Genomic DNA, 24,132 nt, shown 5'->3' with positions numbered 1-24,132 from the left:
GGCGCGGTAGCAAAGTGGTTATGCAGCGGATTGCAAATCCGTCCAGGTTGGTTCGAGTCCAGCCCGCGCCTCCATTAAACCCGTGTGCAGGGGACGCCGTGGGCAGCGCCTGGATGGTAGGCAGAAATGAAGTGGTCTCGCCTCACGTATTCTTGATCAAGGTCCGTCATCAGGCCTTTGTGAACAACAACTACCTGATCGTGGATCCAGTGAGCCATCAAGCCGTGGTGGTTGATCCGGCGTGGGAAATGGACAAGATCCAGGTAGAGCTGGAGCATGCCCAGGCGACACTCAGCGGGATCCTGATTACGCACTCGCATCACGATCACATCAACTTGGCCAAACCCATGGCCGACTTCTATAACTGCCCGATCTGGATGTCGCAGCGGGAAATCCAGAGTTCGGGGTTCTCGTCGCGGCATCTGATCGCGTTGGACGATACGGCATTCCATGTCGGCGGCCTGTCGATCCAGCCGATCTTGACGCCAGGACACACGCCGGGCTGCGTTTGCTTCCTGATAGGCAATAATTTGTTTTCCGGCGACGTCTTGTTCGCCGAAGGTTGCGGCATTTGCATGGATCTTGAGTCCGCATACGCCATGTTCGATAGTCTAGAGCTGTTGAAGGCCGTGATAAAGCCGGACACCCATGTGTTTCCCGGCCATACCTATATGCGGTCGCCGGGCCAGAATTTTGGCGACCTGCTCGGCTACAACATTTATCTTAATTTTCCCGATAAGTACGCTTTTGCGGCGTTTCGACTGCGCAAAGGACAGAAACGGGAAAACCTGCTGGCCTTTCGCTGAGTCAGCCGGCCTTTCTTCTTATTGTTTGATCAACTTCTTGCCGCTGCCACGCCAATGCGTGCAGCGAGCGTCGTCTGCGTCTCAGGAGAGCCTACGTGAGCATGGTTGGAATCGAAGCGATGAATGTCTTTGCCGGTACGACGTTTGTCGATGTCAAAAAGCTCGCTGCGCATCGTGGACTGGATATGAGCCGATTCGAGAATCTTCTGATGAAAGAGAAGAGCCTCACCATGCCATACGAGGATCCCATCACGTTCGCGGTCAACGCGGCCAAGCCTATCGTGGATGCGCTGAGTCCGGAGGAAAAGGACCGCATTGAAATGGTGATCACCTGCACGGAGTCGGCGTTCGACTTCGGTAAGTCGATGAGCACGTATTGCCATGATCTTTTGGGCCTGAATCGCAACTGTCGGCTGTTTGAGTTGAAGAATGCCTGCTATTCCGGTGTGGCCGGGCTGCAAATGGCCATTAACTTCGTGCTGGCTCAGGTCTCGCCGGGAGCCAAGGTCCTTGTCATCGCCACCGATATCTCCCGCTTCATGGTCGAGGAAGGCGGCGATGCGCTGTCGGCCGACTGGTCCTTCGCGGAACCCAGTAGTGGCTCGGGCGCTGTGGCTATGCTGATCAGCGATCAGCCCCACGTGTTCCAGATCGATGTCGGCGCCAATGGGTACTACGGTTACGAGGTGATGGATACCTGCCGCCCCTCCGCCGACGCGGACGCCGGCGATACCGATCTCTCGCTGCTGGCCTATCTGGGTTGCTGCGAAAACGCCTATCTGGAATACCAGAGCCGCGTGGATGGCGCGAATTTCGGTTCCACCTTTACCTATCTTGCTTACCATACGCCTTTTGGCGGTATGGTAAAAGGCGCTCACCGCAACATGATGCGCAAGTTGCTCAAGGCGGCGCCGGCGGCGATCGAGGACGATTTCCAACGCCGGGTGACGCCGGGTCTGACGCACTGCCAGCGCGTGGGCAACATAATGGGCGCGACGGCCGCGATGTCGCTGGCCAGCACCATCGACAACGGAGACTTCGAGACGCCGCAACGCATCGGCGTGTTCTCCTACGGATCGGGATGCTGCTCGGAATTCTTCAGTGGCGTTGCCACCCAGGATGGACAACAACGCCTTCGCGAGCAACGCATCGGACAGTGCCTGGACAAGCGCCGCGAGCTCTCGATGAGCGAGTACGACGAGTTGCTCAACAATCGAGCGCTCCGGTTCGGTACCCGCAATCTAGTGCCAGACACGACCTTTGTTGCGGACGCGCGCAGCGTCATGGGCCTGCCGACCTTGTTTCTTAAGCAGATCAAAGAGTTTCATCGGGAATACGAATGGATATCCTGAGCCAGGCTTTCGATACGCTGCGCGTCAGGCAGGAAGAAGACATCTGTTTTATCCAGTTGCATCGTCCGGACGCCGGTAATGCCATCAACGACCGCATGGTCGAGGAACTGGGTAGGGTGCTGGCGGCGTGCGAGCCGGCGATCAAAGTGGTGGTGCTTGAAGGCTTGCCGGACGTGTTTTGTTCCGGTGCGGATTTTCAGGAAATCCGCGAACGTGTCGATGGACTGGCCGGCGCTCGCGAACAAAATCCTGGGCCGCTCTACGATGTGTGGCATAAGCTTGCACATGGTCCTTACATTTCCGTCGCCCATGTGCGCGGCCGCGCCAATGCGGGCGGCGTTGGCTTTGTTTCCGCCTGCGATATCGTGCTGAGCGACGACAAGGCGGCATACAGTTTGTCAGAGCTTTTGTTCGGCCTGATGCCGGCTTGTGTACTGCCGTTCCTGGTGCGGCGGGTAGGGCAGGCCAAGGCCAACTATCTGACCCTGATGACGCAGCCGATCAGCGCTGCGTTGGCGCAATCGTGGGGCCTGGTCGATGCCTGCGAAGCCAACAGCGAGAATCTGTTGCGCAAGCGGCTATTGCGGCTGCGTCTGCTTGGCAAGGCGGGCATCGCACGCTACAAGCGCTACGTGCGCGAGCTGGATGACGGGCTGGCCACTGCCCGTGGACCGGCGCTGGCGGCGAATCTTGAAGTATTTTCCGACCCCGACAACCTGAGCAAAGTGGCGCGTTACGTGAAGACGGGAAAGCTGCCGTGGGAAGCCGATTGACACAACTATGGCTGGTTCCACAAACGGGGTCAGGTCCGAGCAATAGACAAGGCATGTTGCCAAGTCACGCAATGCCGCCCGACTAGGTGCCATTCCGGTCAGAGGCACGGGGCGTGCGACTCACTAAGTGCCATCCATGTCAGACCAGATTATCGAAGTGAGCGATCTTCAGGACGGGATCGTGCAAATCAGAATGCAGGACCGCGCCAACCGTAACGGGTTCACGGTGGAGTTCATTGCCGGGCTGACGGGGGCCTTCGCTGAAGTCAGTCAGCGCGAGGACTGCCGGGTCGTCGTCTTGACCGGTTATGACGGGTATTTTTCGAGCGGTGGAACGCAGGAAGGACTGCGCGACCTCTACGCGGGGAAAATCCAGTTTACCGATAGGGATTTGTACAGCCTGGCGCTGAACTGCCCGATACCGGTGGTAGCCGCCATGCAGGGGCATGGCATAGGCGGCGGCTTCGTTATGGGTATGTTCGCCGACGTTACCGTGCTTGCCCGCGAGGCCGTCTATACCGCGAATTTCATGAAATATGGCTTTACCCCCGGTATGGGTTCGACCTTCATCCTGCCGGAGAAGCTGGGCTCGGTCCTGGCGCACGAAATGATGCTGACTGCGGCTACTTATCGGGGTGAAGACTTCCTCAAGCGGGGCGTGCAACTGCCGATTGTGTCGCGCGAGCAGGTGTTGGAGTACGCGCTCGACGCGGCGCGCAGTCTGGCCGAGAAGCCAAGGGTTTCGCTGGTGACATTGAAGAATCATTTGACGGCGCCTTTGCGTGCCAAGCTGCCGGGTTTCATCGAGCAGGAAATCGCCATGCACGAACTCACGTTTCATCAACCCGAAGTCAAGAGCCGCATCGAGGCGGTCTTCGGCAAGTGATTCGAAACCGAAGCGAGCCTGACCTCTTTTTCGTTATTCCGATAAGTTGAAGGAAATCATTACCATGACCCAGCAAGACATTTTCGATGTCATCGTTCGCCATACTCGCGACGTGTTGCCCAATCTGACTGATCACCCGTTTCAGTCAGGGGATTCGCTGAAGGCCTTGGGTGCGAATTCGGTGGATCGCGCCGATATCATCATGATGACCCTGGAGACGTTGGCGCTGAATGTGCCGCTAGTGGAAATGGCACGCGCCGACAGTATCGGCAATCTTGCCGAAATCATGTATGCCAAGGGCTGAGCTTGCGATCACCGGCGTAGGCATTCAGTCCGCCATCGGTCAGGGCCGGACGGCGTTTGCTGCCGCACTGCTCGAAGGACGGCACCGTTTCGACGTCATGCGCCGGCCAGGACGCCAGCGTCCGTTGGTCGCGGGCACCGTGGATGTCGCGCCGACGCGGTTTATCGGCGCAGAAATGGACGATCCCGTACTGCCGCCATCCGTGCCGCACAGCATGGCAAGAACGTTGTCTCTTTCGGGCCGCGCGGCCCTGGCGTGCCTGAACGAAGCATGGGAAGACGCAGCGCTGGATCGATACGCGCCCGAGCGCGTAGGCCTGGTGGTTGGTGGCTCCAATCTGCAGCAGCGTGAGTTGGTCAACATGCACGACGCCTACCGCGGGCGCGAGCAATTCTTGCGTCCCACCTATGGCATGTCCTTCATGGACAGCGATTTGTGTGGCGTTTGTACGCAAGTGTTTGGAATTCGCGGCCCGGCCTTCACGATCGGCGGCGCCTCGGCCAGCGGACAGGTTGCCGTGATCGAGGCGGCGCAGGCCGTCGCGTCCGGGCGGGTCGACGTTTGCATTGCTATCGGCGGGCTGATGGATTTGTCGTACTGGGAATGCCAGGGTCTGCGTTCGCTGGGCGCAATGGGTTCTGATCGATACGCCGATGCACCGGCATTGGCGTGCCGGCCGTTCGACCAAAGCAGCGATGGTTTTGTTTTTGGCGAATTGTGCGGCGCGGTCGTGATCGAATCGCAGGCTTCGGCGCGGCAACACCAGCGCACTCCTTATGCGCGCCTGGCCGGATGGGCGATGATCATGGACGCCCATCGGAATCCGGATCCTTCGGGTCCGGGCGAAGTCGCGGTCATCCAGTCGGCATTGCAGCACGCGGGGTTGTCGCCGCACGACATCGATTATGTGAACCCGCACGGCACCGGTTCCAACCTGGGCGATAAAACCGAGGTGGGAGCCTTGCGCGAATGCGGTCTGGAACACGCTTATCTGAATACGACGAAATCGCTGACCGGGCATGGCCTGAGCGCTGCGGGAACGGCCGAACTGATTGCTGTCCTGCTGCAGATGCGCGAAGGCCAGTTACATCCGGCCAGAAACCTCGATCAGCCGATCAGTTCCAGCATGAACTGGGTAGGCCCGCGTGCGGTATCCCACTCAGTGCAGAACGCGCTGAACCTGAGCATGGGTTTTGGCGGTACCAACACGGCGGTTTGTGTGCAGCGTTGCGCTTGAACGCCATTTATCTTTGACGAGTATTGCAGGAAGGCAGCCATGAATATCACCATGTTTCCAGGACAGGGCTCGCAGTACAAGGGCATGGGCCTGGATTTGTTCGATCGCTATCAGGATCTGACCGATATGGCCGATGCCATCCTCGGCTACTCGATCAAGGCGTTGTGCCTGGAAGACAAACGAGACGAACTGAGCCGCACCCAGTTCACTCAACCCGCGTTGTATGTGGTGAACGCCTTGTCGTATGCCGCCAAGCTGGATGAGGGCATGGTGCCCCCCGACTACCTGCTGGGCCACAGCCTGGGCGAGTTCAATGCGCTTACCGTCGCCGGTTGCATCGATTTTGAAACCGGGCTGCGCCTGGTGCAAAAGCGTGGCGAGCTGATGAGCCGCGCCACCGATGGCGCAATGGCTGCGGTATTGAACGCCAGCAAGGAGGAAATCGAGAGCCGGTTGCGCGACAACGGCTTGAACAATGTTTTCCTGGCCAACTACAACACGCCGTCGCAAATCGTGCTGTCCGGCGCGCGCGAAGAAATCGGCAAGGCAGAAAAGCTCTTTCAGGAAGGCAAGATGCGGTATTACCCGCTGGCTACCAGCGGCGCTTTTCATTCGGTATTCATGACCGAAGCGATGACGCAATTTCGCGATCACCTGAAGCTGTACACGTTTTCCGAACCGCGTGTTCCCGTCATCGCCAACGTAACCGCCCTCCCGCATACCGCCGACGCCATCCAGGCACGGTTGGCCGACCACCTCGTCAGCACGGTGCGTTGGTTCGAAAGCGTGCAGTATCTGATGGCCCTGACCTTGACGCAGGGCCAGACCGCAAATTTTGAAGAGGTTGGCCCAGGCGATGTATTGACCAAGCTGGTCTACACCATCAAGGCGCAGACCTCGGAAGAAGCGTTGCGCCAGATCGCTGCGCGAGACACCGCTGACGTCCAGGCGGAGCCCGCGGCCGTGGAGCCGGGCGTGAGCCACAGTGCGGCCGCGAAGGTAGCCGCATGGAACAAACAATATCCAGTGGGCACCAGAGCTAAATCAACGTTGACGGACGACGGTCCTCTGGAAACCCGGACCGAAGCCGTCGTGCTGTTCGGACACCGCGCGGCGGTGTATATGAAAGGGTTCAACGGATACTTTGATCTTGACGAACTGTCCCCGGTGTAGCGATCAATCCATCGCGAATGGGGGCAGGATTTTGACTGTTGGTGTATTTCCTGCAACGGAGGTTGTATGACGGCCGCTGACTACTACATATTTGGCGTGGGCTTTGGCGCATCGGACGTTCGATATATCGGTTGGATGAGAAAATCGCTGCAGGACATGAGCGAACAAATCCATGCCGATTTGACCTGCGTCTCGGGTAGCGCCCCCCGCGCGATTGCCGAGGCAGCGCGCGGCGATACCAAACTCAGCATTTTCGAAATCGAATCCGTGCGCACGGCCGAGGATGCCAGGGACGCCACCTGTTTCTGGCATCAATATTTTCGTTCTCTTGGCCTGGACGTCGTCACCGACCAGCGTTAAGCAACGCCCTGGCGTAGGGCGGCGACAGGCCTTGTGGCATTCAATCAGGAGTCGTGCATGCCTAAGACCGTGTTCATGTTTTCGGGTCAAGGGTCCCAGTATTTCCAGATGGGCAAGGACCTGTTCGAACAACACGCAGTGTTCCGCGACTGGATGCGGCGCCTGGACGACATGGCATGGGCTATCAACGGGACCCGTGTCAACGAGGCGATCTACGGGTCACCCAAGTCGAACGTTTTCGCCCGCACGCGGCTGACTCATCCCGCCATATTCATGGTGGAATATGCACTGGCGCAATGCCTGGTGCACGAAGGCATAGAGCCGGATCTTGTTCTGGGTGCCAGTCTGGGCTCGTTCACCGCGGCGGCGGTAGGCGGCAGCCTGACCGTCGAGGAAGCCATGGCGGCAGTGCTGGAACAGGCTGCGGGCTTTGAACGTGACTGTTCGCCTGGTGGCATGATTGCCGTGCTTGCAGCCCCTGATCTCTACGAACAAGAAGCTTTTCTACGCGATCGTAGTGAACTGGCCGGCATCAACTTCCACTCCCACTTTGTCGTGTCCGCCGAGTTCGATGAACTGGATACTATCGAAGCAGAGTTAAAGCGTCGCGACCTGACCTTTCAGCGCCTGGCGGTTTCGTATGCATTTCACTCGCGCTGGATAGACAAGGCCGAGGCCGGCTTTTGTGCATTTATGCGTGGCGTGCCGGTGAGGCCGGCGGCCATTCCTATCGTTTGCTGCCGGCAGGCAGCCATCTTGGACGCGTTACCAGACGAGTATTTCTGGCAAGTGGTGCGCCATCCCATCCGGTTTAACGATACCGTCGCCCTCCTGGAACGCCAGGGTCCGCACCGCTACATCGACGTGGGTCCGTCGGGTACGCTGGCCGCCTTCATCAAGTACAGCCTTGCGAAAGACTCACGTTCCAGCATGCATGCGATTCTGACGCTTTTTGGCAAGGAACATCGCAATTTCGTCGCGTTGCTCAATGAGGTTGGCGCGACGAGCGATGGTGTCCACGATAGTTTCCGAAAGGCCGATGGCGCGATGCCGACAATGGGTCGCGGCAGCGTCGCGCGAGCCGTACGGCCAATCCCACAGCAAGGTTGAATCAGTTTATGGGTCAAGATGATGGACACGCATTCGGAAACGACGTCCAGCAATATCCTCAAGAAAGGCAGCAAAGCCGCGGGTCTGGAAGCGATCGAGGCATAGCGCCGAGCTCGCCACCGCCAGTTGTGTTTGACGGCCGTTGGCTGCGCGACCCTGCCATGCCTCAGGCGTTACAGGGCATGCGCCTGGATGGCATCAGAAAACACCTGTGGCGCTACGGCAATCAAGTCGCGGCGCGCAATGCCATCGTTCGACTCGAAGATCCCCACTGGCTGGCGGCGTGGGATGCCGCGCTTGCCGATTTGACGGACCGCAGGGTTGTGCTGCATGGCAGCGAATTGGGTGTTTTCGCGCTGCGAGCGCTGCATCATGGGGCAGCGCATGTGGTGTGCGCGGACCCTTACCCGCTGGAGGCGCGCATCACCACTGGCATCGTGCAAAAGCATTTCATGAAGCAGTGGCGTGCCCGGTTTGGAGAGGCCGTTGCCTCGTGGACGGAGCAAGAGCAGCGCGCATCATTCGAGTCCTTTGCAGCCTGCGTTGACATTGTCAGCGGCGAACCGCAGACGGTTCTCGAAGCCGACTGCTTGGTGTTTTCGCAGATCGACCATACGCTGCTGGGTACCGGCATCGTCCAGGCGGTAAGGCGCCATCAGGGCGAGGGGCGCAGCATCAGGCGCGTGCTGCCGGCCAGCGCGCGCGTGTTCGCGATGCCCATTGCCTGGAACTACGACGCCACCGGCTACCAATTGGAAGCCCTCAACGTGCTGCGATGGAGCCCTTATCCACAACCGTTCGATGTAGAAACGACGGCCTGGACGCCCATGAGCGAGCCGATCGAAGTCGGTTCGCTGGATTTTTCGGATTTCCAACCGGCCATCTGGGACACCCGCTTGCCTATCGTGAAGACGGGTGAGGTGGATGCGATCGTATTCTGGTTCGAGTTGGATCTGGGCGGTCACTGTATCGGCAACGAGCCGGGCAGCCCCCTGCGTTGGCTCAAGCCGGCGGTTCAGCACATCGATGCGATCTCGGTGACGGACGGCGACGAGCGGGTCTTGCGCACACAGATGACCGAAACCCGCTTCCATTTTCAACTGGGCGATTCGGCAAGCTCGCCTCGTTCACAGAGTTTGCCCGGCTGGTACGTGTCCACGCTGGGCGATGCGCCACGCACGCAGGCGTATCGCGCTGCGATCTCGCGCGCGCTCGACGGAGCGACGGACTCGCTGGTGCTGGATATTGGCGCGGGTTGCGGCATGTTGCCTATGTTGGCGGCCGAAGCGGGGGCTCGGCAGATCGTGGGTTGCGAATCGAATGTCGGCATCGTGCAGGCGGGTAGGGACGTCATCACCGTCAACGGCTATGCCGATCGCGTTGCCCTGATCGGCAAGGACTGCCGAAACATGACGATTCCGGAGGATTTGCCGCGGCCGGCCGACCTGGTGGTACTGGAGTTGTTCGATTGCAGTCTTATTGGCGAAGGCGTGCTGCACTATCTGGGCCACGCACGCGAACATCTGCTGACAGAGTCTGCACGATTTGTGCCCGCCAAAGCACGTATCCGCGCGATGCTGATCGAATATCGGCTGGACCGTCTTTGGGATCTGGACGTCAATCTGCTCAACCCTTATCGTGCGCACACCGGCTTCATCAATGTGGATGCGACCCGGCTGGATTATCGTCCGCTGAGCGAGCCTTTCGACGTATTCGAGTTCGACTTCGCCACGGCGGGTCCACAGCCCGAAGACAAAGTCATTCGCCTGCCGGCGATCGCTTCGGGTACCGTCGGCGCGGTGCTTTTCTGGTTCGACCTGGGGCTGGACGAGGCCAATTGGCTGCCCAATGATCCGCACGCTGCCGGCGGTTCGCACTGGAAGCAAGGTCTGCAGGTGCTGCCGGAGCTAAGCATCGAAACCGCAGGCGAACTGCCCTTGCGGGCCTCGCACAATGGCAGCCGTTTGTCGTTTCGCTGGGAGGCGGAGTCTCTGGCCAAAGACGACTTTTCCCTGCTGCCCAGGTGGGATCCGCGCTGGTTAGCGGCCAACACCGAACTGGAGCAGCAAACCCAAGCCTTGCTACAGCACTGCGTGCAGAATCCCGACGAGTATGCCAAAGTGGCGGAAATCGCCCTGCGTATTGCGGTTGATCCGGCGGCCCACGGCGTCGAACCCGGCATCGCCCAGCGCTTTGCTTCCCTCTTTTTCAATACCTAGGCCGCAGGTCCCGCTATCCGGCTTGTGGCGATCATCGGGGAACGGAGTATGAAGAAAATCTGTATCGTCGGCGCATCGGGCAAACTCGGCCAATATATGGTGCGCCAGTGCCTGGAACGCGGCGACGAGGTCGTCGCCGTGTGCCGTGAGCGCAGCGTGCCCAAGCTGGCAGCCTTCGAAGGCCGTATCCGTGTGGTTCCGGGCGCAACGGATAACCGGGACGTCATACGCGAGGCGGTCGCCGGCTGCGATGGCGTGTTGGTGGTGCTGGTTCCCTGGGGTGTCCAGCAATACTCCACGGGCACAGCCCAGGCCGTACTCGACTACGCCGAGCCGGATGCCCGGCTGGTGTTTTCCTGCGGTTGGCACATCAGCCGCGACGGCAAGGATGTTTACTCCCGCTTGCTCCGGTTTCAGGTTGTCGTGGGCGGCTGGATCGGACGGGTGCTGCGTGTAGGCGACGTCAACGACCAAGTCGAGGCTTGCAGACGGGTGTTCGCCAGTCACCGCCGTTGGACGGTCGTGCGTGGCAGCGACCTCGAAGAAGGCGAGAGCCAGGGGTTGCCGGTGTGGAGCCATCACGTCGGCGATCCGATACTGGCCAGCAACGTCACGCGTCGCGTGGACTACGCGCGATTCATGGTAGCTGCGCTCGAGAACGACGAACTCATCCAGCAGGCGCCCGCCATCGTGGGCTGCCAGACGCCGTCGGCGCTGGCGCACCTGCGCGAGCCTGCCGCTGCAGGCTAAGGCCCGGTGCGTCTTCGCGGTGCCAGCGTCAATTCCTCATCATCGTCAAGCGGCGTCAGCTTGCGTAAGCTGACGCTCTGGGGACGATCGCCCTGGCTTTCGGCACAGATGGCAAGCAGGTAGTCCGCCGTCGGTTGAAACTGCCACAGACGCCAGCGGTCGGGCACGTCGGCCAACTCGGCGTCGATGTCCAGCTTCACCGCACCCGCGTCGGGAAAGCTGAAGCTGAATTTGTCCAGCGGTAGCGACAAACCCATCCCACGGGCCTTGATGTACGACTCCTTGAACGTCCAGTATTCATAGAATCTAAAATCGCGTTCCTGGAGCGGTGTGCGCCGTAGATCGGCGCTTTCCCGCGCAGAAAACATTCTTTCGGCCAACCCCGGCGCCGCTGCACGATGCAGCGATTCGACGTCAACACCCAACATCCCCAGTCGGGTGATCCCCAGCGCGATCAGGCCGCGCGTGTGCGAGACATTGAAATTCAGTTCGCATGCCGCGCCGTGCTGCGGTGCGATCGCCGGACGTCCGTAGGCATTGGCGACAAACCGCCAATCGGCGGGCGCCACCGGTGCGTAGCGTGCCAGCACCGTGCGTACCATGGCACGCGTAACCCCGTAGCGCAGCCGATCATCAGCAAAATAAAACCGCTCGCGCTGCCGCTTCTCGTCGTCGCTCAATAAGGCCTGTAGCCTGCCCTGGGTGCCGTCTCCATCCCAATCCTGGTAGTACGCCAGCCATAGATCGATGGCATTGGCGGCGTTCACGTTCGTCGACACGACGGCTTCCCGCGAGGCATTGACGCTTCCTTTTACGTTCACGGTGATCATACGATGGCAGTCCGCGCCGCGATAGCCTGGTCTCGCGCGTACTGCGTCGGCGGCTGTCCGACGTAGCGCGTGAAGGCGACGCTGAACGTGCTCGCGGAGCCGTAGCCGACCCGCTCGGCGATTTCGGCGATACCGCCCTCGTTGCGGCGAAGCAAGTCCTTTGCGAGCGCCATGCGCCAACCGAGCAGATACGCCATCGGCGCCAGGCCCACCGCGCGGTTGAAGCGCTCGAAGAACGATGAGCGCGAGAGCGCGGCTTGCTTGGCCAATTCCACGACCGTCCATGCTCGCGTCGGCTGCTCGTGCATCGCGCGGATCGAAGCCGCCAGGCGCACGTCAGCGAGCCCGCGCACCAGGCCCGGCGACGCCGTCGTCCCAGCCGTCGATCGCAGCGCCTCGATGAGGAGTACCTCCAACAAACGGGCGAGCACGACCTCGCGCGCAGGTCGCTGCTCGCGTGACTCATCGCCCACCAACTGCACGAGCGTCGCCAGCCGTTGCTCGCCGCGGACGTGAACCAGTTGCGGCAGTAGTGAAACCAGCAGGGCTACGTCCGGCGAGCCGAAGCTACAGTGGCCCGCCAGGATGCGCAGGTCCGTCGGGCCCTCCTGGGCACCGATCCGGAACAGCCCCTGGCCCAGCGCAACCGGCATGGCGTCCGCTGTGCCCGTCGGCGGTTCAAGACTGGACATGGCGATGCCGAGTGCCGCCGGGATAAGAACGAAGTCGCCAGTCTGCAGCACGATCGTCTCGTGTCTGTCGAGCGTGAGGCGGCAGCCGCCCTCGAGGACGACGCAATAGAAGGGCTGTCCGGCATCGGAGCGGCGGATCTGCCACGGACCCGCGCCGACGACCTGTTTCGAGAACCGGGCGGTCGGCTGCAGTAATGTGACCACCTCGGCGAGCGGATCAATCATGGTCGGACTCTCGCAAATGAGATATGGATTCTGGATTGTAGTGAGTATGGATTCGGCGAGCTATCGTCAAGGCCTCCCAACCTACACGAAAAAATCTTATGAAAACTGTCATGATTACTGGCTGCTCTTCCGGCTTCGGACTGGAGACCGCGCGCCACTTCCTCAAGCAAGGTTGGCAAGTGATTGCCACGATGCGCACGCCGAGCGAGGACGTGCTGCCGCCCTCCAGTCGATTGCGCGTGCTGCAGCTCGATGTCACCGATGTATCGAGCATTCACAATGCCATCGAGGCCGCAGGTCCCATAGACGTGCTTGTCAACAACGCGGGCTTCGGCGCGCCCGCTCCGTTAGAGCTGACGAGTATGGAGACCTCGCGCGCGCTCTTCGAGACCAACACCTTCGGCACGATCGCGGTCACGCAGGCGGTGTTGCCGCAAATGCGTGAGCACAAGTCCGGCGTCATCGTGAACGTGACCTCGAGCACCACGCTGAAGCCGTTGCCATTGGTCGGTATCTATCGCGCAGCCAAGGCCGCGGTCAATGCATTCAGCGAATCGCTGGCGATCGAGGTTGAGCAGTTCGGGGTACGCGTGCATATCGTGTTGCCCGGATCCTCGAGCGAGACCCGCTTTCGTGACACGGCGCGGACACACCTGCGCGGCATGGATGACGAGATCTATGGCGAGTTCATGCAGCAGACCATCGCCCGCATGCAAGCCTCCGTAGGCCAGGGAACGCGATCGAAGGACGTGGCCGAGGCGGTGTGGTATGCAGCGACGGATCCGTCGGCACCGATGCGCATCCCCGCCGGTGCCGATGCCGTGCAGTGGGCCGCCGAAACACGCTGACCTCGCGCCGCACGTTGCCTGGAGTTTGCCGGCCGGCGTCCATTTCACCGAGCAAAACGCGCATTTCGTCGAAAAAGGCTTGTGCCGCCCGGCAAATTCCTCGACGCTTACCCGGAATTTTGCTGCAAATCGCTCGCGAGCCTGATCGACGAGATGGGAACCGGTGCGCACCACCTTGCCACATATTCGCTCGATCAACCGGATTTCGCGTGTCCTGAAAACTTACAAGACAGGTGATGTATGGCTACCGAAGCAGTGGTATACATTGGCGGTATCAACCCCCATGATGTGAGGGTCGATCAGCAATACTACGATGCCGACACCGTACTGGAGGCGATCTACGACGACCCCAATACGACTCTGAACGTCGAGGATGACACGGACGTTTCCCGCACGTTGGACCTCAAGCAAACCATCAACGCGGAACTGTCGTCCACCTTTTCGTTGAACGTGCTGGACAACGCCAGCGTCAGGCTGGTCGCGCTGGACGGCTCGGCCAACAATCCCACCTACAACTACGGTCTGGTCGGCAACGGAAAACTGGAAATGACGCCGGAATTTGTCGATGCCGCATTGGGCTTCGTCGGTCAATCGCCGGTTGTCACGATCAACGTTGACTTCAGTGACGCCGGTGCCTCGACGCTGGTGTACGATCCGGGCAATATCTCCAACCTGCGCGTGCCACCCACCATTACCGGCATGTCCATGGGCGACCAGATTCAAGTCCCGGGCGCTCAGAACGTCAACTACGACAATGACGTTCTGTTCTTTCGTACCGATCAGGGCATTGAAGTCGGCCGTCTGCATGCGCCGGACTTGGACCCCGACTGGCTGAAAATGGACGGTGACACCATGACCTACGCGTGCTATCTGAAAGGCACGCACATCGCGACCCCGGGCGGCGAAGTCAAGATCGAGGACCTCGCCGCGGGCGACCAGGTCTGCACCGCCAGCGGCGGCGTCGCCACCGTCAAATGGCTGGGCCACCGTACCCTGTACAAACATCGCACCCCCGCAAAGAACGCAATCCGCGCCTTCCCTATCCTCTTCAAGCAGGGTGCGATTGCCGACAACGTGCCCCATCGGGATCTGCTGCTGTCCCCTTGGCATCACGTGTACTTTGACGGCGCACTCATTCCCGCCATGCTGCTGGTCAATGGACGCACCGTCATCCAGCAATTCGACATGCCTGTCTTTGAATACTTCCATGTCGAGCTGGAATCGTTCGACATTCTCCTTGCCGAGGGCCTGCCGGCAGAGTCGTACGTTGACACCGGCAACCGCGCCATGTTCCAGAATGCCGATACCGTTGCCTTACACCCGGACTTCGGCCCTCCCACCGGGCGACCAGTGATCGACGGCATCAAAGTGGTGCGCGCTGGCCCCACCGTCGAAGCCGTACGCAAACGTCTGCTGGCCCGCGCCCAGGCGCTGACTCAATCCGTGCGCATCACCGACCCCGGTCTCTACGTCGAAGTCGATGGCCAGCAAATACACGCCGAGTCAGCCGGCCAGCCCGAGGGCGTCCTGCGCTTCGCCTTGCCGGCGGGCGCTGTGCACGCCGACGTGTGGGTCCGTTCGCGCTGCGCAGTTGTGCGCGAGACGACCATACGCGCCAACCGCGACTTGCGGCAGGTCGGCGTGGGCTTGGTGCGTATCACCATCGAAGACGAGATCGGCCGTCGAGATCTGGACCTGCTCGACACTCGGCTCGATGGCATGCATGCGCCTCAGGATGTGCGCGGCGCAGTGATGCGCTGGACCAATGGCGACGCGCGCATTCCTGCGGTCTTGCACGGTGCGCGTGGCCCGACGACGCTGGAGCTGCATGTGCTGCGGACTTATTCGTACTGGGAAAAGGCGCTGCGGGCAGCGTAAAGGCAAGCTCGATGCCATGGGCCCCCACTGCGGTGCTCTGCGATACGAAGGGCACCTGGTGAGGGTGCCCTTCGTTTTTTTAGATGCAACCGAGCCATGCCGCGGACCGGTTGATGATTGAAATGACGTAAATTGACAACACGTATCCGTAAGGATGCTTTACTCGCTGATAAAAATCATTATCATTCATAGCTGCTTTTCTTTTCATGGCGAGTGCCGCTGGTGTCGGCGGCAATGACTAGTCAGTCAAGCGCTACATCGCCAAAGCCCTGCAACGCTGCGGCATTGAACTTGTCTTCGTTGTCTTGGTGTAGAACCACTCCCCAGGTCGCTAATGTCACGCCCGAAGTTGCCGAGCAGGCAATCCTATGGTTGCTGGCACAGCATGAGGAGCGGGTCTCGCCGCATGTGATCGGGCAATGGTGCCAGTGGCGTGCCCAGCACCCGGATCACGGGCGGGCATGGCGACGCATCGAAGCCGTAAAAGGAAATCAGTAGCCACTGCTTCCGCTCTGTATCCCTCCGAAAGGTCACCCTCATGCACGTTGTCGCGTCATTTAAGTCCCCCAGTTCCGCGAGCCATCCGCGCACGACCCTCGCCATGGCGCTAAGGTCTGTATTCTGGGCCGCATTCATCGCCACACCAGTCTTGCTTGCTCCTACTATCGCCCGTGCGCAGACGCAACCCGCGGGCGCCACAGGCGAGACAGACGCGGCAGACGTGACCACGCTGTCGACCGTGATAGTGACCGGTGCAGCTTATTCCGATTTACCTGAAGCCTACGCGGGCGGGCAAGTCGCGCGAGGCGGCACTCTGGGTATTCTGGGTGTGCAGGACGTGATGGATACACCTTTTAGCGTTACTAACTATACGGCGCAGACCATTCGGGACGAGCAAGCTCGCACCTTGGCCGACGTGGTCGTCAACGACTCGTCGGTACGCATGCAAACATCTACCGGCAGTTTCAGTGAAGATTTTCAGATTCGCGGTTTCACTGTTCCCAGCGGTGACGTCGGTCTCAACGGCTTATATGGTTTGACGTCGTCCAATCGTATGCCGGCGGCTCTCATGGAGCGTATCGAGGTGCTTAAAGGCCCCGGTACGTTGATGTACGGTATCAGTCCCACCGGTAGCGTTGGTGGCAATATCAATATCATCACCAAGCGCGCTGGCGACACGCCATTGACACGCCTGACCACCACATACGAAAGCAAGTCAGTGCTGGGCACGCAGTTGGACGTAGGCCGACGTTTCGGCGACGACAATCAATGGGGCATTCGTGTCAATGCCCAGTACAAGAATGGCGAAACCAGCCTGGACAATGGCCGACAGGAATTTGGTCTGGGCGCGCTGGCGCTAGATTACCGTTCACCGAAATTGCGCTGGTCGTTGGATGCCTATTCCCAGCGCGAGAACATCGATAACTTTCGCGCGCAGAATGGATTCCGCCCTGGCATTCCCTACATTCCCTCCGCGCCTTCCGGGCATCGTGCGATTTATTCTGGCGCCGACCTGACGGTCTTCGATTCGACCGTGGCGACACGCCTCGAATATGACGTTACCGATCGTCTGATGGTGTACGGCGCGGCGGGTTATCGCTACGGTGGCAGCGAGCAGGACTTTCCCCAAGCACGAACCGTCAATGGCGTCGATGAGCATGGCAACTTTCGGGTGACCAACTCATGGTATGACGCGTATTCGCGTAACAAGACCGGCGAGATTGGCGCGCGCGCGAACTTCGAGACGTTTGGGGTCAAGCACTTGCTGACCTTGTCGGGCTCGATTCTCAAGCTGGAGGCGGGCAGTTTCTACCTGTCATCGGATGAAAGCACGGATTCTAATATCTACGACCCGGTTCCGCTGATTCCGATGAGCGGCCACCGCGGTACTCCGAGCAAGAACTCGGAGACCGAACTCACCAGCTTTGCGTTAACCGATACGCTATCGTTTGCTAACGACCGGATCCTGATTACTGGTGGGCTACGCAGGCAGAATGTGAAGTTGGACAACTTCAATACGGCAGGGAGCGTCACGTCATCCTACGACGAAAGCGCCATCTCTCCGCTCGCTGGCTTTGTTGTTCGCCCCCTGGAAAATGTCTCGTTGTATGGCAATTTCACCTCGGGCCTGACGCGTGGCGGGACCGCGCCAGCAACCGCGGCCAATGCTGGAGAAGTGTTCGCCCCATACAAGTCCAAGCAGTACGAAGCGGGCGTAAAAGTCGATTGGGGTAGCGTCCTCACGACCGCCTCGGTCTTTCAGATCGACCGGCCGAGCGCGATTACCGATCCAACTACCAACGTCTACAGTTACGACGGCGAGCAGCGCAACCGCGGCCTGGAGTTGTCGGCCGTCGGCGAAATCACCCCCGGGCTGCGCGTCATGGCTAGCGCGACCTTCTTCGATGCCAAACTTCAGCACACAGCAGGCGGCGTTAATGATGGCAAGCGAGCCCCTGGCGTGCCCAAACGCACTTATAACCTAGGCGTCGACTGGGATCTGCCCTGGGTTCCGGGCATGAGCGTGAACGCACGCGCCATCTACACGGCCTCAATGCCCTACGACGCGAATAATTCGCTGACACTGCCGTCGTGGACCCGCTATGACATCGGGGCTCGCTACCGCACAAAGGTAATGGGCAAGCAGGTGACGTTCCGCGCGAACGTCGAAAACCTGTTCAACGAGAACTATTGGCTGTCGAGCAGTGCGCTGCTCACTGTGGCGACAGCGGCTGCGCCTCGTACGGTATTGTTGTCGGCCGAGATAGAGTTTTAAGCGACAGAGCAAAAGGCCGCGCATATCGTGTCGCGGCCTTGGCTCAAGGCTGAAGCGGTGGTTGATATGGTGAGACTATCCCCGCCCACTCAAACATGGCCCTATACGTCTAGCTAGCGGTATTCAAGCTCGATAACTCGCGGCCGCGGGTTTCAGGCAATAGCAGGGTAGCGATCAGCACCACCGTATACGCGCCGCCGGCAAAAATGCCGATGGCCATGGCCAGTCCCATGCTGTTGCTCAGGTAGCCCACCAGGCTGGGAAACAATGCGCCAATGCCGCGGCCAAAGTTGTAGGCGAAGCCCTGGCCGTTGGCGCGTATCTCTGACGGGAACAGTTCGGTCAGGTAGGCGCCCAGCCCGCCGAAGATACCCGATGCGGCAAAGCCCAGCGGAAAACCCAGGAACAGCATCTGGCTATCGGTCAGCGGCACCTGGGTATAGAAGTACACGCATATGCCCGACAGCACTGAGTAAATGATGAAGTTGATGCGGCGTCCCAGACGGTCGGCCATGTGCGCGCCGGCGATGTAGCCGCAGAACGAGCCCACGATGATGACGAGCAGATAGCCTCCTGTGTTCAGGACTGACAGATGCCGTTCCACTTTCAGGTAGGTGGGTAGCCACGTGGTCACCGCGTAATAGCCGCCCTGGATGCCGGTGCACAGCAACGCCGATAGCAGCGTGGTCTTGAGCAGCCCCGGCGCAAAGATCAGCCAGGGCGATACCTTGGGGCGGTCTTGCTTTTGCTCGCGTCCTTGTTCGAAAATCTCGGGCTCGGGAACATGCTTGCGGATATACAGCACCAGCAGGGCGGGTAGCACACCGACCCAGAACAGACTGCGCCAGGCCCATTCTTCGGGCAGCACCGAGAACGCAATGGTGTACAGCAGAGCGGCAACACCCCAGCCCACGGCCCAACCGCTTTGCACGGTGCCCACGGCGCGGGCGCGATGCTGGGACTTGATGATCTCGCCCATCAGTACCGAGCCCACCGCCCATTCGCCGCCAAAGCCCAGGCCTTGCAGCGCGCGCAGGATGAAGATCTGTTCGAAGTTCTGGGTGAAGCCGATGCCGACGGTGCATACCGAGAACCACAAGATGGTGATCTGCAGGATGCGCACGCGGCCGTAGCGGTCGGCCAGGATGCCCGCGCCCCAGCCGCCGATGGCCGAGAACAACAGGGTCACTGTGCCCAGCATGCCTGCCTGGCCGCGGTCGATGCCCCATAGCGTCACCAAGGTGGATATCACGAAAGTGAACACCATGTAGTCCAGCGCATCGATGGTCCAGCCCAGGAACGACGCGTAGAACGTGCGTTTACCGCTGGGAGAGAGTTCGCCAAACCAGCTCATGTCATGTCTCCGCTATGGATAGGGTTGTTGGCCGAGTGTGTGGTCACGGCTGTGGCCAATACATTGGTAGCCAACAAGTGTGTAGCTAAACGCGCGCTTCAATCCAGCGCGGGAAAGTCATACAGGGCTTGCGGGTTGTCGACCAGGATGCGGCGGCGCAGGCTGTCGGTAGGCGCCCACTTGGGCAGCAGGTTGCGCAATACACCGGTGTCCGGCATGCGCGGGATGGCTACGTGGGGCCAGTCGCTGCCCCACACCATCCGGCCGGGGGCGGCCTGGATCAGCGCCTGCGCCCAAGGGGTGACATCGTCGTAGTGGTCGAATTGCTCGCTGATGCGATAGGCACCTGACAGCTTCGCCCACCAGCCGTATTCTTTGACGCCGTGCAGCAGGGCTTGAAAACCGGGATGCTGCATGCCGTCGGATACCGGCATGTGGCCCATGTGGTCAAACACGCAGGGTATCGATAGCTTGGCCAGACGAGGCATTGCATCGGGCAGGTGGCGCACGTCCATCAGAAATTGCGCATGCCAGCCCAGCCGGGCGATGCGCGGGGCCAACAGGTCCAGCGCGTCCAGGCCGACACCGCCGCCGAACAAGACGTTAAAGCGTACACCGCGCACACCGGCAGTATGCATGGCTTGCAGTTCGTGGTCCGTGACATCGGGGTTCACCACCGCGACACCGCGCAAGGTGTCGCGGTGACGGCCCAGCACATCCAGCATGTAGCGATTATCGGTGCCATGCACGCTCACTTGCACCAGCACGCCGCGCGCCATGCCGCTGGCAGCCAGCATGGCCAGATACTTGTCTTCGGAGGCGGGTGGCGGCGTGTAGCTGCGGTTTTCCACGTACGGGTAGCGCACGCCGTCGCCAATGACATGCGCATGCGTGTCGCACGCACCGCGCGGTATGTCAAAGCTGGCGGAGGCCACATCGGGCAGGGGCCCCAGACAAAGCGCATGGTTAACAGGCGGTGAGCTTGGGGGCTGCGTCATGGGGGATGGCCTTCTCATGAGAGTGTGGATGAGATTACGCCTGCGCTAGTTTTACTGTCAATAATGTTGTCGATAATATGAAGGGGTAAAGCGATGCGGCTTTGTTATTGACAATAACTGACGCGGGCCGGAAGGAGCATGCAGAAAAGTGTGGTTGGTCAGGGTCAAAACTGGGCCCAACATATGAAGGGGGTATCTAGGCCACACTTACGAAATTTCGTTCATGGTGTCTAGGCTTCCATAGCAAATTGTTCCGAGACGGTCCGGAGCGACGGCATCAACGCCAGTTAGGCAAAACAGGACGTGCGATGTCGAGATTGAGGTTGCTTTGGGGCGCCACCACCCTGGCCATTCTGGCTGTGCTGGGCTTTGCCGGCTGGATATTGAGCTTGCCGGCGGCAACAGCGGTCGCGCAGGCGCCAGTGGTGCCGCAAACGGAGGCCGATGCCCTGTTGGCCGCGCTCAAGTCGACGAAAGGTGAGCGTCCGTTGATTGCCATCTTGGGCATCAACGACGCCACTGAGACGACTGACTATCTCTTGCCCTCGGGCATCCTGCGTCGGGCTGATGTGGCCGATGTCATGATGCTGGCGACCGGTCCGGGTCCAGTGCGGCTCTATCCATTGCTTCAAGTGATACCTGATGCAACCATAGCGGTTGTCAGCGGCGCAAAATACCGCGAATCCAGCATGACGCGCCTCGCAATACTTACCAGCGCCTCAAGTCCTTCGGAGTAGGAAGAGGTACGGTAAGCCGCGCAGATCTGGAGCGGCCTGAAGGGCGTCTGTTGACGGTAACTCACGATGGCGCCTCGCTGGATTTCATTGCGCAAAATGCAGGTGGGCAGCACGCCGATGCCCACACCCGCGGCCACCAATCGGGCGAGCATCGCCAGACTATTGCAAGTGCTGACCCTGAGCGTTGGCCCGCCCTCTTTTTCCCACCAGTTGGTCATCCGCTCGTGTAGTGGCGAGGGGGCGGGCACGCAAAGAATGGTGGATTGCGATAAGGACTGCGGATCGGCAAACTGAGTGGGTAGCGGCATGGCTCGGCTGCTCATCCAGGCGACCGGTGCGAGCGCCAGCGGCTCAACCTGGGTGTTGGCCAGATGGCCCGGATCGGCCAGGATGGCCAGATCCAGCTGATTGGCCCCCAGCGCATCGAGCAGAACGAAGCTATTACCTACTGTTAGCTCGACCTTCAGGCGCGGATAACGCTCTCCTAACAGCGAGACGATTTTGGGCAGTACGGCGATGGCGACGGTTTCCGACGAGCCGACCCGAAGCGTCCCCTGCAGCGGGTCGCCGGTGCGTAATCGAGTCTCCAGTTCATCCAGCAGCTTGAGTACTTCGTCGGCGTAGTGCACGGCGACCGCGCCTTCGGCGTTCAGCTTGGCCGCACGTCCGTCTCGCTCGAACAGTTTGGTGCCAAGCGCCTCCTCAAGCTCGCGCACGCGCAGGGAGACTGTCGGCTGAGTGACGTTCATCTGCCGCGCCGCCGCCTGGAACGAGCCAAGCTTCGCAATGGCCGTAAGCGCTTCAATCTGAGCCAGGGAATATCGACGCATCAGTTTTTCCTATGCAATTGGCCGTAAAAGTTTAATTAGTTTAATGATTGGCGCGTTGCTAGGATAGCGCCATGACGCTGGATACACGGATTTCTCTGGATCGAAATGCGCAGTAGATCCGGCACTATGGAGAGACCGATGACAAAGACAAAACGACTCCGGGACGCAATCTACGCGCCGGAAATACTGGTGCAACTCGGTGTTTTTGATGGATTCAGTACGCGCCTGGTCGAGCACATGGGCTACACGAGCGCCTTTGTGACGGGCAGCGGCGTGAGCGAAACGCGTCTTGGCCAAGTCGATGTGGGCATCATGGGCATGGAAGAGAACGTCGCGGCGGTACGCAGCATAGCGGCATGCTCAAATCTTGCGCTACTGGCTGACGCGGATACGGGTTATGGCAACGCGGTCAACGTGTATCACACCGTGAGTGCTTTCGAGCGCGCGGGCGCCGCCGGCATCATGCTCGAAGATCAGGTTTGGCCCAAGCGCTGCGGTCATATGCGCGGTAAAGAAGTCATCCCTCAGGACGAGATGGTGCAGAAGCTGCGCGCCGCGTGCGATGCGCGTATCGACAAGGATTTTGTTATCAAGTCGCGCACGGATACGCTGGCCACTCACGGCCTAGATGAGGTGATTCAACGCCTGAATGCCTACGCAGAGGCCGGGGCTGATCTCTTATTCGCAGACGCGCTGCTCGACGCCGAGCAAATCCGCACGGTTGCAGCCAATGTTCCCAAACCGCTATGCGTGAACATGGGTTTTGGTATTCGTCAGCGTTCGACGACGCCGCTTTTGTCGGCAACACAGTTGCAGGATTTGGGTGTGGCCGTTGTGATTTACCCGCGCTTGCTGACGGCCTGCGCATTGGCCGGTATGAAAAAAGGCATTGAGATCCTGGGGCAATCGTTGACGAGTGGAAAGCCTGAAGATCGCCCCGACGCCGCGGTGAGCTTCGAAGAGCTCAACGACATCATGGGCATGGCGGCCATCAAGGATCTAGAGGAACGGTTTCTGACCGGTGCACAAAAGGCCGCGAAATATGGCAGTGAGGCGATCGGCGCCCTCCGTGCCACGACATCGGGCGCTGGGCATGAGTAATACGCACGCCACGTCTCGCATACTGCCCCTGGGGTCCGTCGACTGCCATGCGCACGTCATCAAGATGGGTCTACCGTTGATAAGCGATCGACATTCACAGCCCGCTCGCGAGGCGAGCGTCGAGGATTATCTGAGCACGCTGACTGCCCATGGCGTGACATACGGGCTGCTCACGGCGCCCAGTTTTTTCGGACCCAATAACGAGGTGCTGCTCGACGCGCTGCGCTTGTCTGCAGGCAGGCTACGCGGCACCGTGACGGTGCAACCCGATATCAGTGAGGACGCACTTGCCGACTTACAGAGCGAGGGGGTGTGCGGTATCCGGCTGAATTGGGTCAAACGCCAAGCGATCCCGAATATCCATTCCAACGAATACCAGGGCTTGTTGGGCAAGGCAAAGAACCTGGGGCTGCACATCGAGGTGTTTCTCGAGGGCGAGCATCTGCCGCCGGTCCTGGCGGCGATCAATGCAAGTGGCGCGCGTGCTGTCATTGATCACTTTGGTAACCCGGGCGGCAGCGACGGTATTCGAAGCGAGGGCTTTCTGGCGTTGCTCGATGCGCTTGAGGCAGGCAATACCTGGGTCAAGCTATCCGCGCCCTTTCGCTTGCGGGGCAGTGAGGCACCTGCCCTGGCCGCCAAGATCATTCAGCAATCGAACGGTGAGCGCGCGTTATGGGCAACGGATTGGCCCTGGGTCGGTCACGAGGACAAGATCACGTATCCGCAGTGCATCGAATCACTTTTCGAATGTGTGCCGGATGAGGCAATACGGAACCGTATCCTGACAAAAAACGCACACGAAGCGTTCGGATTCGGGTCGTAGCAAGACGAGCCCGGGTCGGGTTCGTTAATCCATCGTCTTAGTAATCACCACGCCGGTTAGGAGACAC

23 protein-coding genes and 1 tRNA gene are annotated in these 24,132 nt (G+C 60.1%); 18 read left to right on the top strand and 6 right to left on the bottom strand.

Features of this window, described 5'->3' with window-relative positions:
* The 12 genes from ACYVDM_RS08015 (at position 1) to ACYVDM_RS07960 (ending at position 10,970) form a co-directional block, all read left to right on the top strand.
* Positions 1-74: transfer RNA gene (locus ACYVDM_RS08015), tRNA-Cys, on the top strand.
* Positions 75-113: 39 nt separating this feature from the next.
* On the top strand, positions 114-806 hold the full coding sequence (locus ACYVDM_RS08010) for an MBL fold metallo-hydrolase (RefSeq protein ID WP_415792028.1): 693 nt from the start codon (positions 114-116) through the stop codon (positions 804-806).
* Between the two features lie 95 nt (positions 807-901).
* Positions 902-2,158 (top strand): hydroxymethylglutaryl-CoA synthase family protein, encoded by a 1,257-nt coding sequence (locus ACYVDM_RS08005; protein ID WP_415792027.1) that lies wholly within the window; start codon positions 902-904, stop codon positions 2,156-2,158.
* Positions 2,146-2,931, top strand: coding sequence for an enoyl-CoA hydratase/isomerase (locus ACYVDM_RS08000; protein WP_415792025.1), 786 nt, complete (start codon positions 2,146-2,148; stop codon positions 2,929-2,931). The genes ACYVDM_RS08005 and ACYVDM_RS08000 overlap by 13 nt, the downstream gene beginning before the upstream one ends.
* Before the next feature lie 136 nt (positions 2,932-3,067).
* On the top strand, positions 3,068-3,817 hold the full coding sequence (locus ACYVDM_RS07995; RefSeq protein ID WP_415792024.1) for a polyketide synthase: 750 nt from the start codon (positions 3,068-3,070) through the stop codon (positions 3,815-3,817).
* Positions 3,818-3,881: 64 nt separating this feature from the next.
* Entirely contained in the window at positions 3,882-4,121 is a 240-nt protein-coding gene (locus ACYVDM_RS07990) for an acyl carrier protein (RefSeq protein WP_415792023.1), read from the top strand.
* Positions 4,108-5,358 (top strand): beta-ketoacyl synthase N-terminal-like domain-containing protein, encoded by a 1,251-nt coding sequence (locus ACYVDM_RS07985; RefSeq protein ID WP_415792022.1) that lies wholly within the window; start codon positions 4,108-4,110, stop codon positions 5,356-5,358. The genes ACYVDM_RS07990 and ACYVDM_RS07985 overlap by 14 nt, the downstream gene beginning before the upstream one ends.
* A gap of 39 nt (positions 5,359-5,397) precedes the next feature.
* Positions 5,398-6,531, top strand: coding sequence for an ACP S-malonyltransferase (gene fabD / locus ACYVDM_RS07980; protein WP_415792021.1), 1,134 nt, complete (start codon positions 5,398-5,400; stop codon positions 6,529-6,531).
* A 66-nt stretch (positions 6,532-6,597) separates the two neighbouring features.
* Positions 6,598-6,891 carry a hypothetical protein gene (locus ACYVDM_RS07975; RefSeq protein WP_415792020.1) on the top strand — a complete coding sequence of 98 codons (294 nt, stop codon included), beginning with the start codon at positions 6,598-6,600 and terminating at the stop codon, positions 6,889-6,891.
* Positions 6,892-6,948: 57 nt separating this feature from the next.
* Positions 6,949-8,001 (top strand): acyltransferase domain-containing protein, encoded by a 1,053-nt coding sequence (locus ACYVDM_RS07970; protein WP_415792019.1) that lies wholly within the window; start codon positions 6,949-6,951, stop codon positions 7,999-8,001.
* 161 nt (positions 8,002-8,162) lie between these two features.
* On the top strand, positions 8,163-10,220 hold the full coding sequence (locus ACYVDM_RS07965) for an SAM-dependent methyltransferase (RefSeq protein WP_415792018.1): 2,058 nt from the start codon (positions 8,163-8,165) through the stop codon (positions 10,218-10,220).
* Positions 10,221-10,268: 48 nt separating this feature from the next.
* Positions 10,269-10,970 (top strand): NAD(P)-dependent oxidoreductase, encoded by a 702-nt coding sequence (locus ACYVDM_RS07960; protein WP_415792017.1) that lies wholly within the window; start codon positions 10,269-10,271, stop codon positions 10,968-10,970.
* Here the strand turns inward: ACYVDM_RS07960 and ACYVDM_RS07955 are convergent.
* A complete protein-coding gene (locus tag ACYVDM_RS07955; RefSeq protein WP_415792016.1) occupies positions 10,967-11,800 on the bottom strand; it encodes a 4'-phosphopantetheinyl transferase family protein in 834 nt (277 codons plus the stop codon). The genes ACYVDM_RS07960 and ACYVDM_RS07955 overlap by 4 nt on opposite strands.
* Entirely contained in the window at positions 11,797-12,717 is a 921-nt protein-coding gene (locus tag ACYVDM_RS07950; protein ID WP_415792015.1) for an AraC family transcriptional regulator, read from the bottom strand. Before ACYVDM_RS07950 ends, ACYVDM_RS07955 begins: the two co-directional genes overlap by 4 nt.
* A 98-nt stretch (positions 12,718-12,815) precedes the next feature.
* Here ACYVDM_RS07950 and ACYVDM_RS07945 point away from each other — a divergent pair, with 98 nt between their 5' ends.
* From ACYVDM_RS07945 to ACYVDM_RS07930, 4 genes are all read left to right on the top strand, one after another.
* Positions 12,816-13,565: an SDR family oxidoreductase gene (locus ACYVDM_RS07945; protein WP_415792014.1), complete on the top strand. Its 750-nt coding sequence runs from the start codon at positions 12,816-12,818 to the stop codon at positions 13,563-13,565.
* Between the two features lie 240 nt (positions 13,566-13,805).
* Positions 13,806-15,443 (top strand): Hint domain-containing protein, encoded by a 1,638-nt coding sequence (locus ACYVDM_RS07940; protein ID WP_415792013.1) that lies wholly within the window; start codon positions 13,806-13,808, stop codon positions 15,441-15,443.
* 234 nt (positions 15,444-15,677) lie between these two features.
* Entirely contained in the window at positions 15,678-15,941 is a 264-nt protein-coding gene (locus tag ACYVDM_RS07935) for a FecR/PupR family sigma factor regulator (protein WP_415792012.1), read from the top strand.
* 103 nt (positions 15,942-16,044) lie between these two features.
* A complete protein-coding gene (locus ACYVDM_RS07930) occupies positions 16,045-18,219 on the top strand; it encodes a TonB-dependent receptor (RefSeq protein WP_415792011.1) in 2,175 nt (724 codons plus the stop codon).
* A gap of 109 nt (positions 18,220-18,328) precedes the next feature.
* Here the strand turns inward: ACYVDM_RS07930 and ACYVDM_RS07925 are convergent, their stop codons facing one another.
* The 4 genes from ACYVDM_RS07925 to ACYVDM_RS07910 all read right to left on the bottom strand — a co-directional run bounded on the left by ACYVDM_RS07925 (position 18,329) and on the right by ACYVDM_RS07910 (position 22,138).
* Entirely contained in the window at positions 18,329-19,573 is a 1,245-nt protein-coding gene (locus ACYVDM_RS07925; RefSeq protein ID WP_415792010.1) for an MFS transporter, read from the bottom strand.
* 98 nt (positions 19,574-19,671) lie between these two features.
* Positions 19,672-20,571 carry an amidohydrolase family protein gene (locus tag ACYVDM_RS07920; protein ID WP_415792009.1) on the bottom strand — a complete coding sequence of 300 codons (900 nt, stop codon included), beginning with the start codon at positions 20,569-20,571 and terminating at the stop codon, positions 19,672-19,674.
* A 277-nt stretch (positions 20,572-20,848) separates the two neighbouring features.
* Positions 20,849-21,079 carry a hypothetical protein gene (locus ACYVDM_RS07915; protein ID WP_415792008.1) on the bottom strand — a complete coding sequence of 77 codons (231 nt, stop codon included), beginning with the start codon at positions 21,077-21,079 and terminating at the stop codon, positions 20,849-20,851.
* A gap of 120 nt (positions 21,080-21,199) precedes the next feature.
* Entirely contained in the window at positions 21,200-22,138 is a 939-nt protein-coding gene (locus tag ACYVDM_RS07910; protein ID WP_415792007.1) for a LysR family transcriptional regulator, read from the bottom strand.
* Between the two features lie 138 nt (positions 22,139-22,276).
* Here ACYVDM_RS07910 and ACYVDM_RS07905 point away from each other — a divergent pair, with 138 nt between their 5' ends.
* Positions 22,277-23,239: an isocitrate lyase/PEP mutase family protein gene (locus tag ACYVDM_RS07905; protein WP_415792006.1), complete on the top strand. Its 963-nt coding sequence runs from the start codon at positions 22,277-22,279 to the stop codon at positions 23,237-23,239.
* Entirely contained in the window at positions 23,232-24,065 is an 834-nt protein-coding gene (locus ACYVDM_RS07900; protein WP_415792005.1) for an amidohydrolase family protein, read from the top strand. The genes ACYVDM_RS07905 and ACYVDM_RS07900 overlap by 8 nt, the downstream gene beginning before the upstream one ends.
* Positions 24,066-24,132 lie beyond the last annotated feature (67 nt).

The sequence above is a fragment of the Bordetella tumulicola genome (assembly GCF_054779135.1).
The sequence above is the reverse complement of the archived record's forward strand: the minus strand, read 5'-3'. Positions and strand labels throughout refer to the sequence as shown.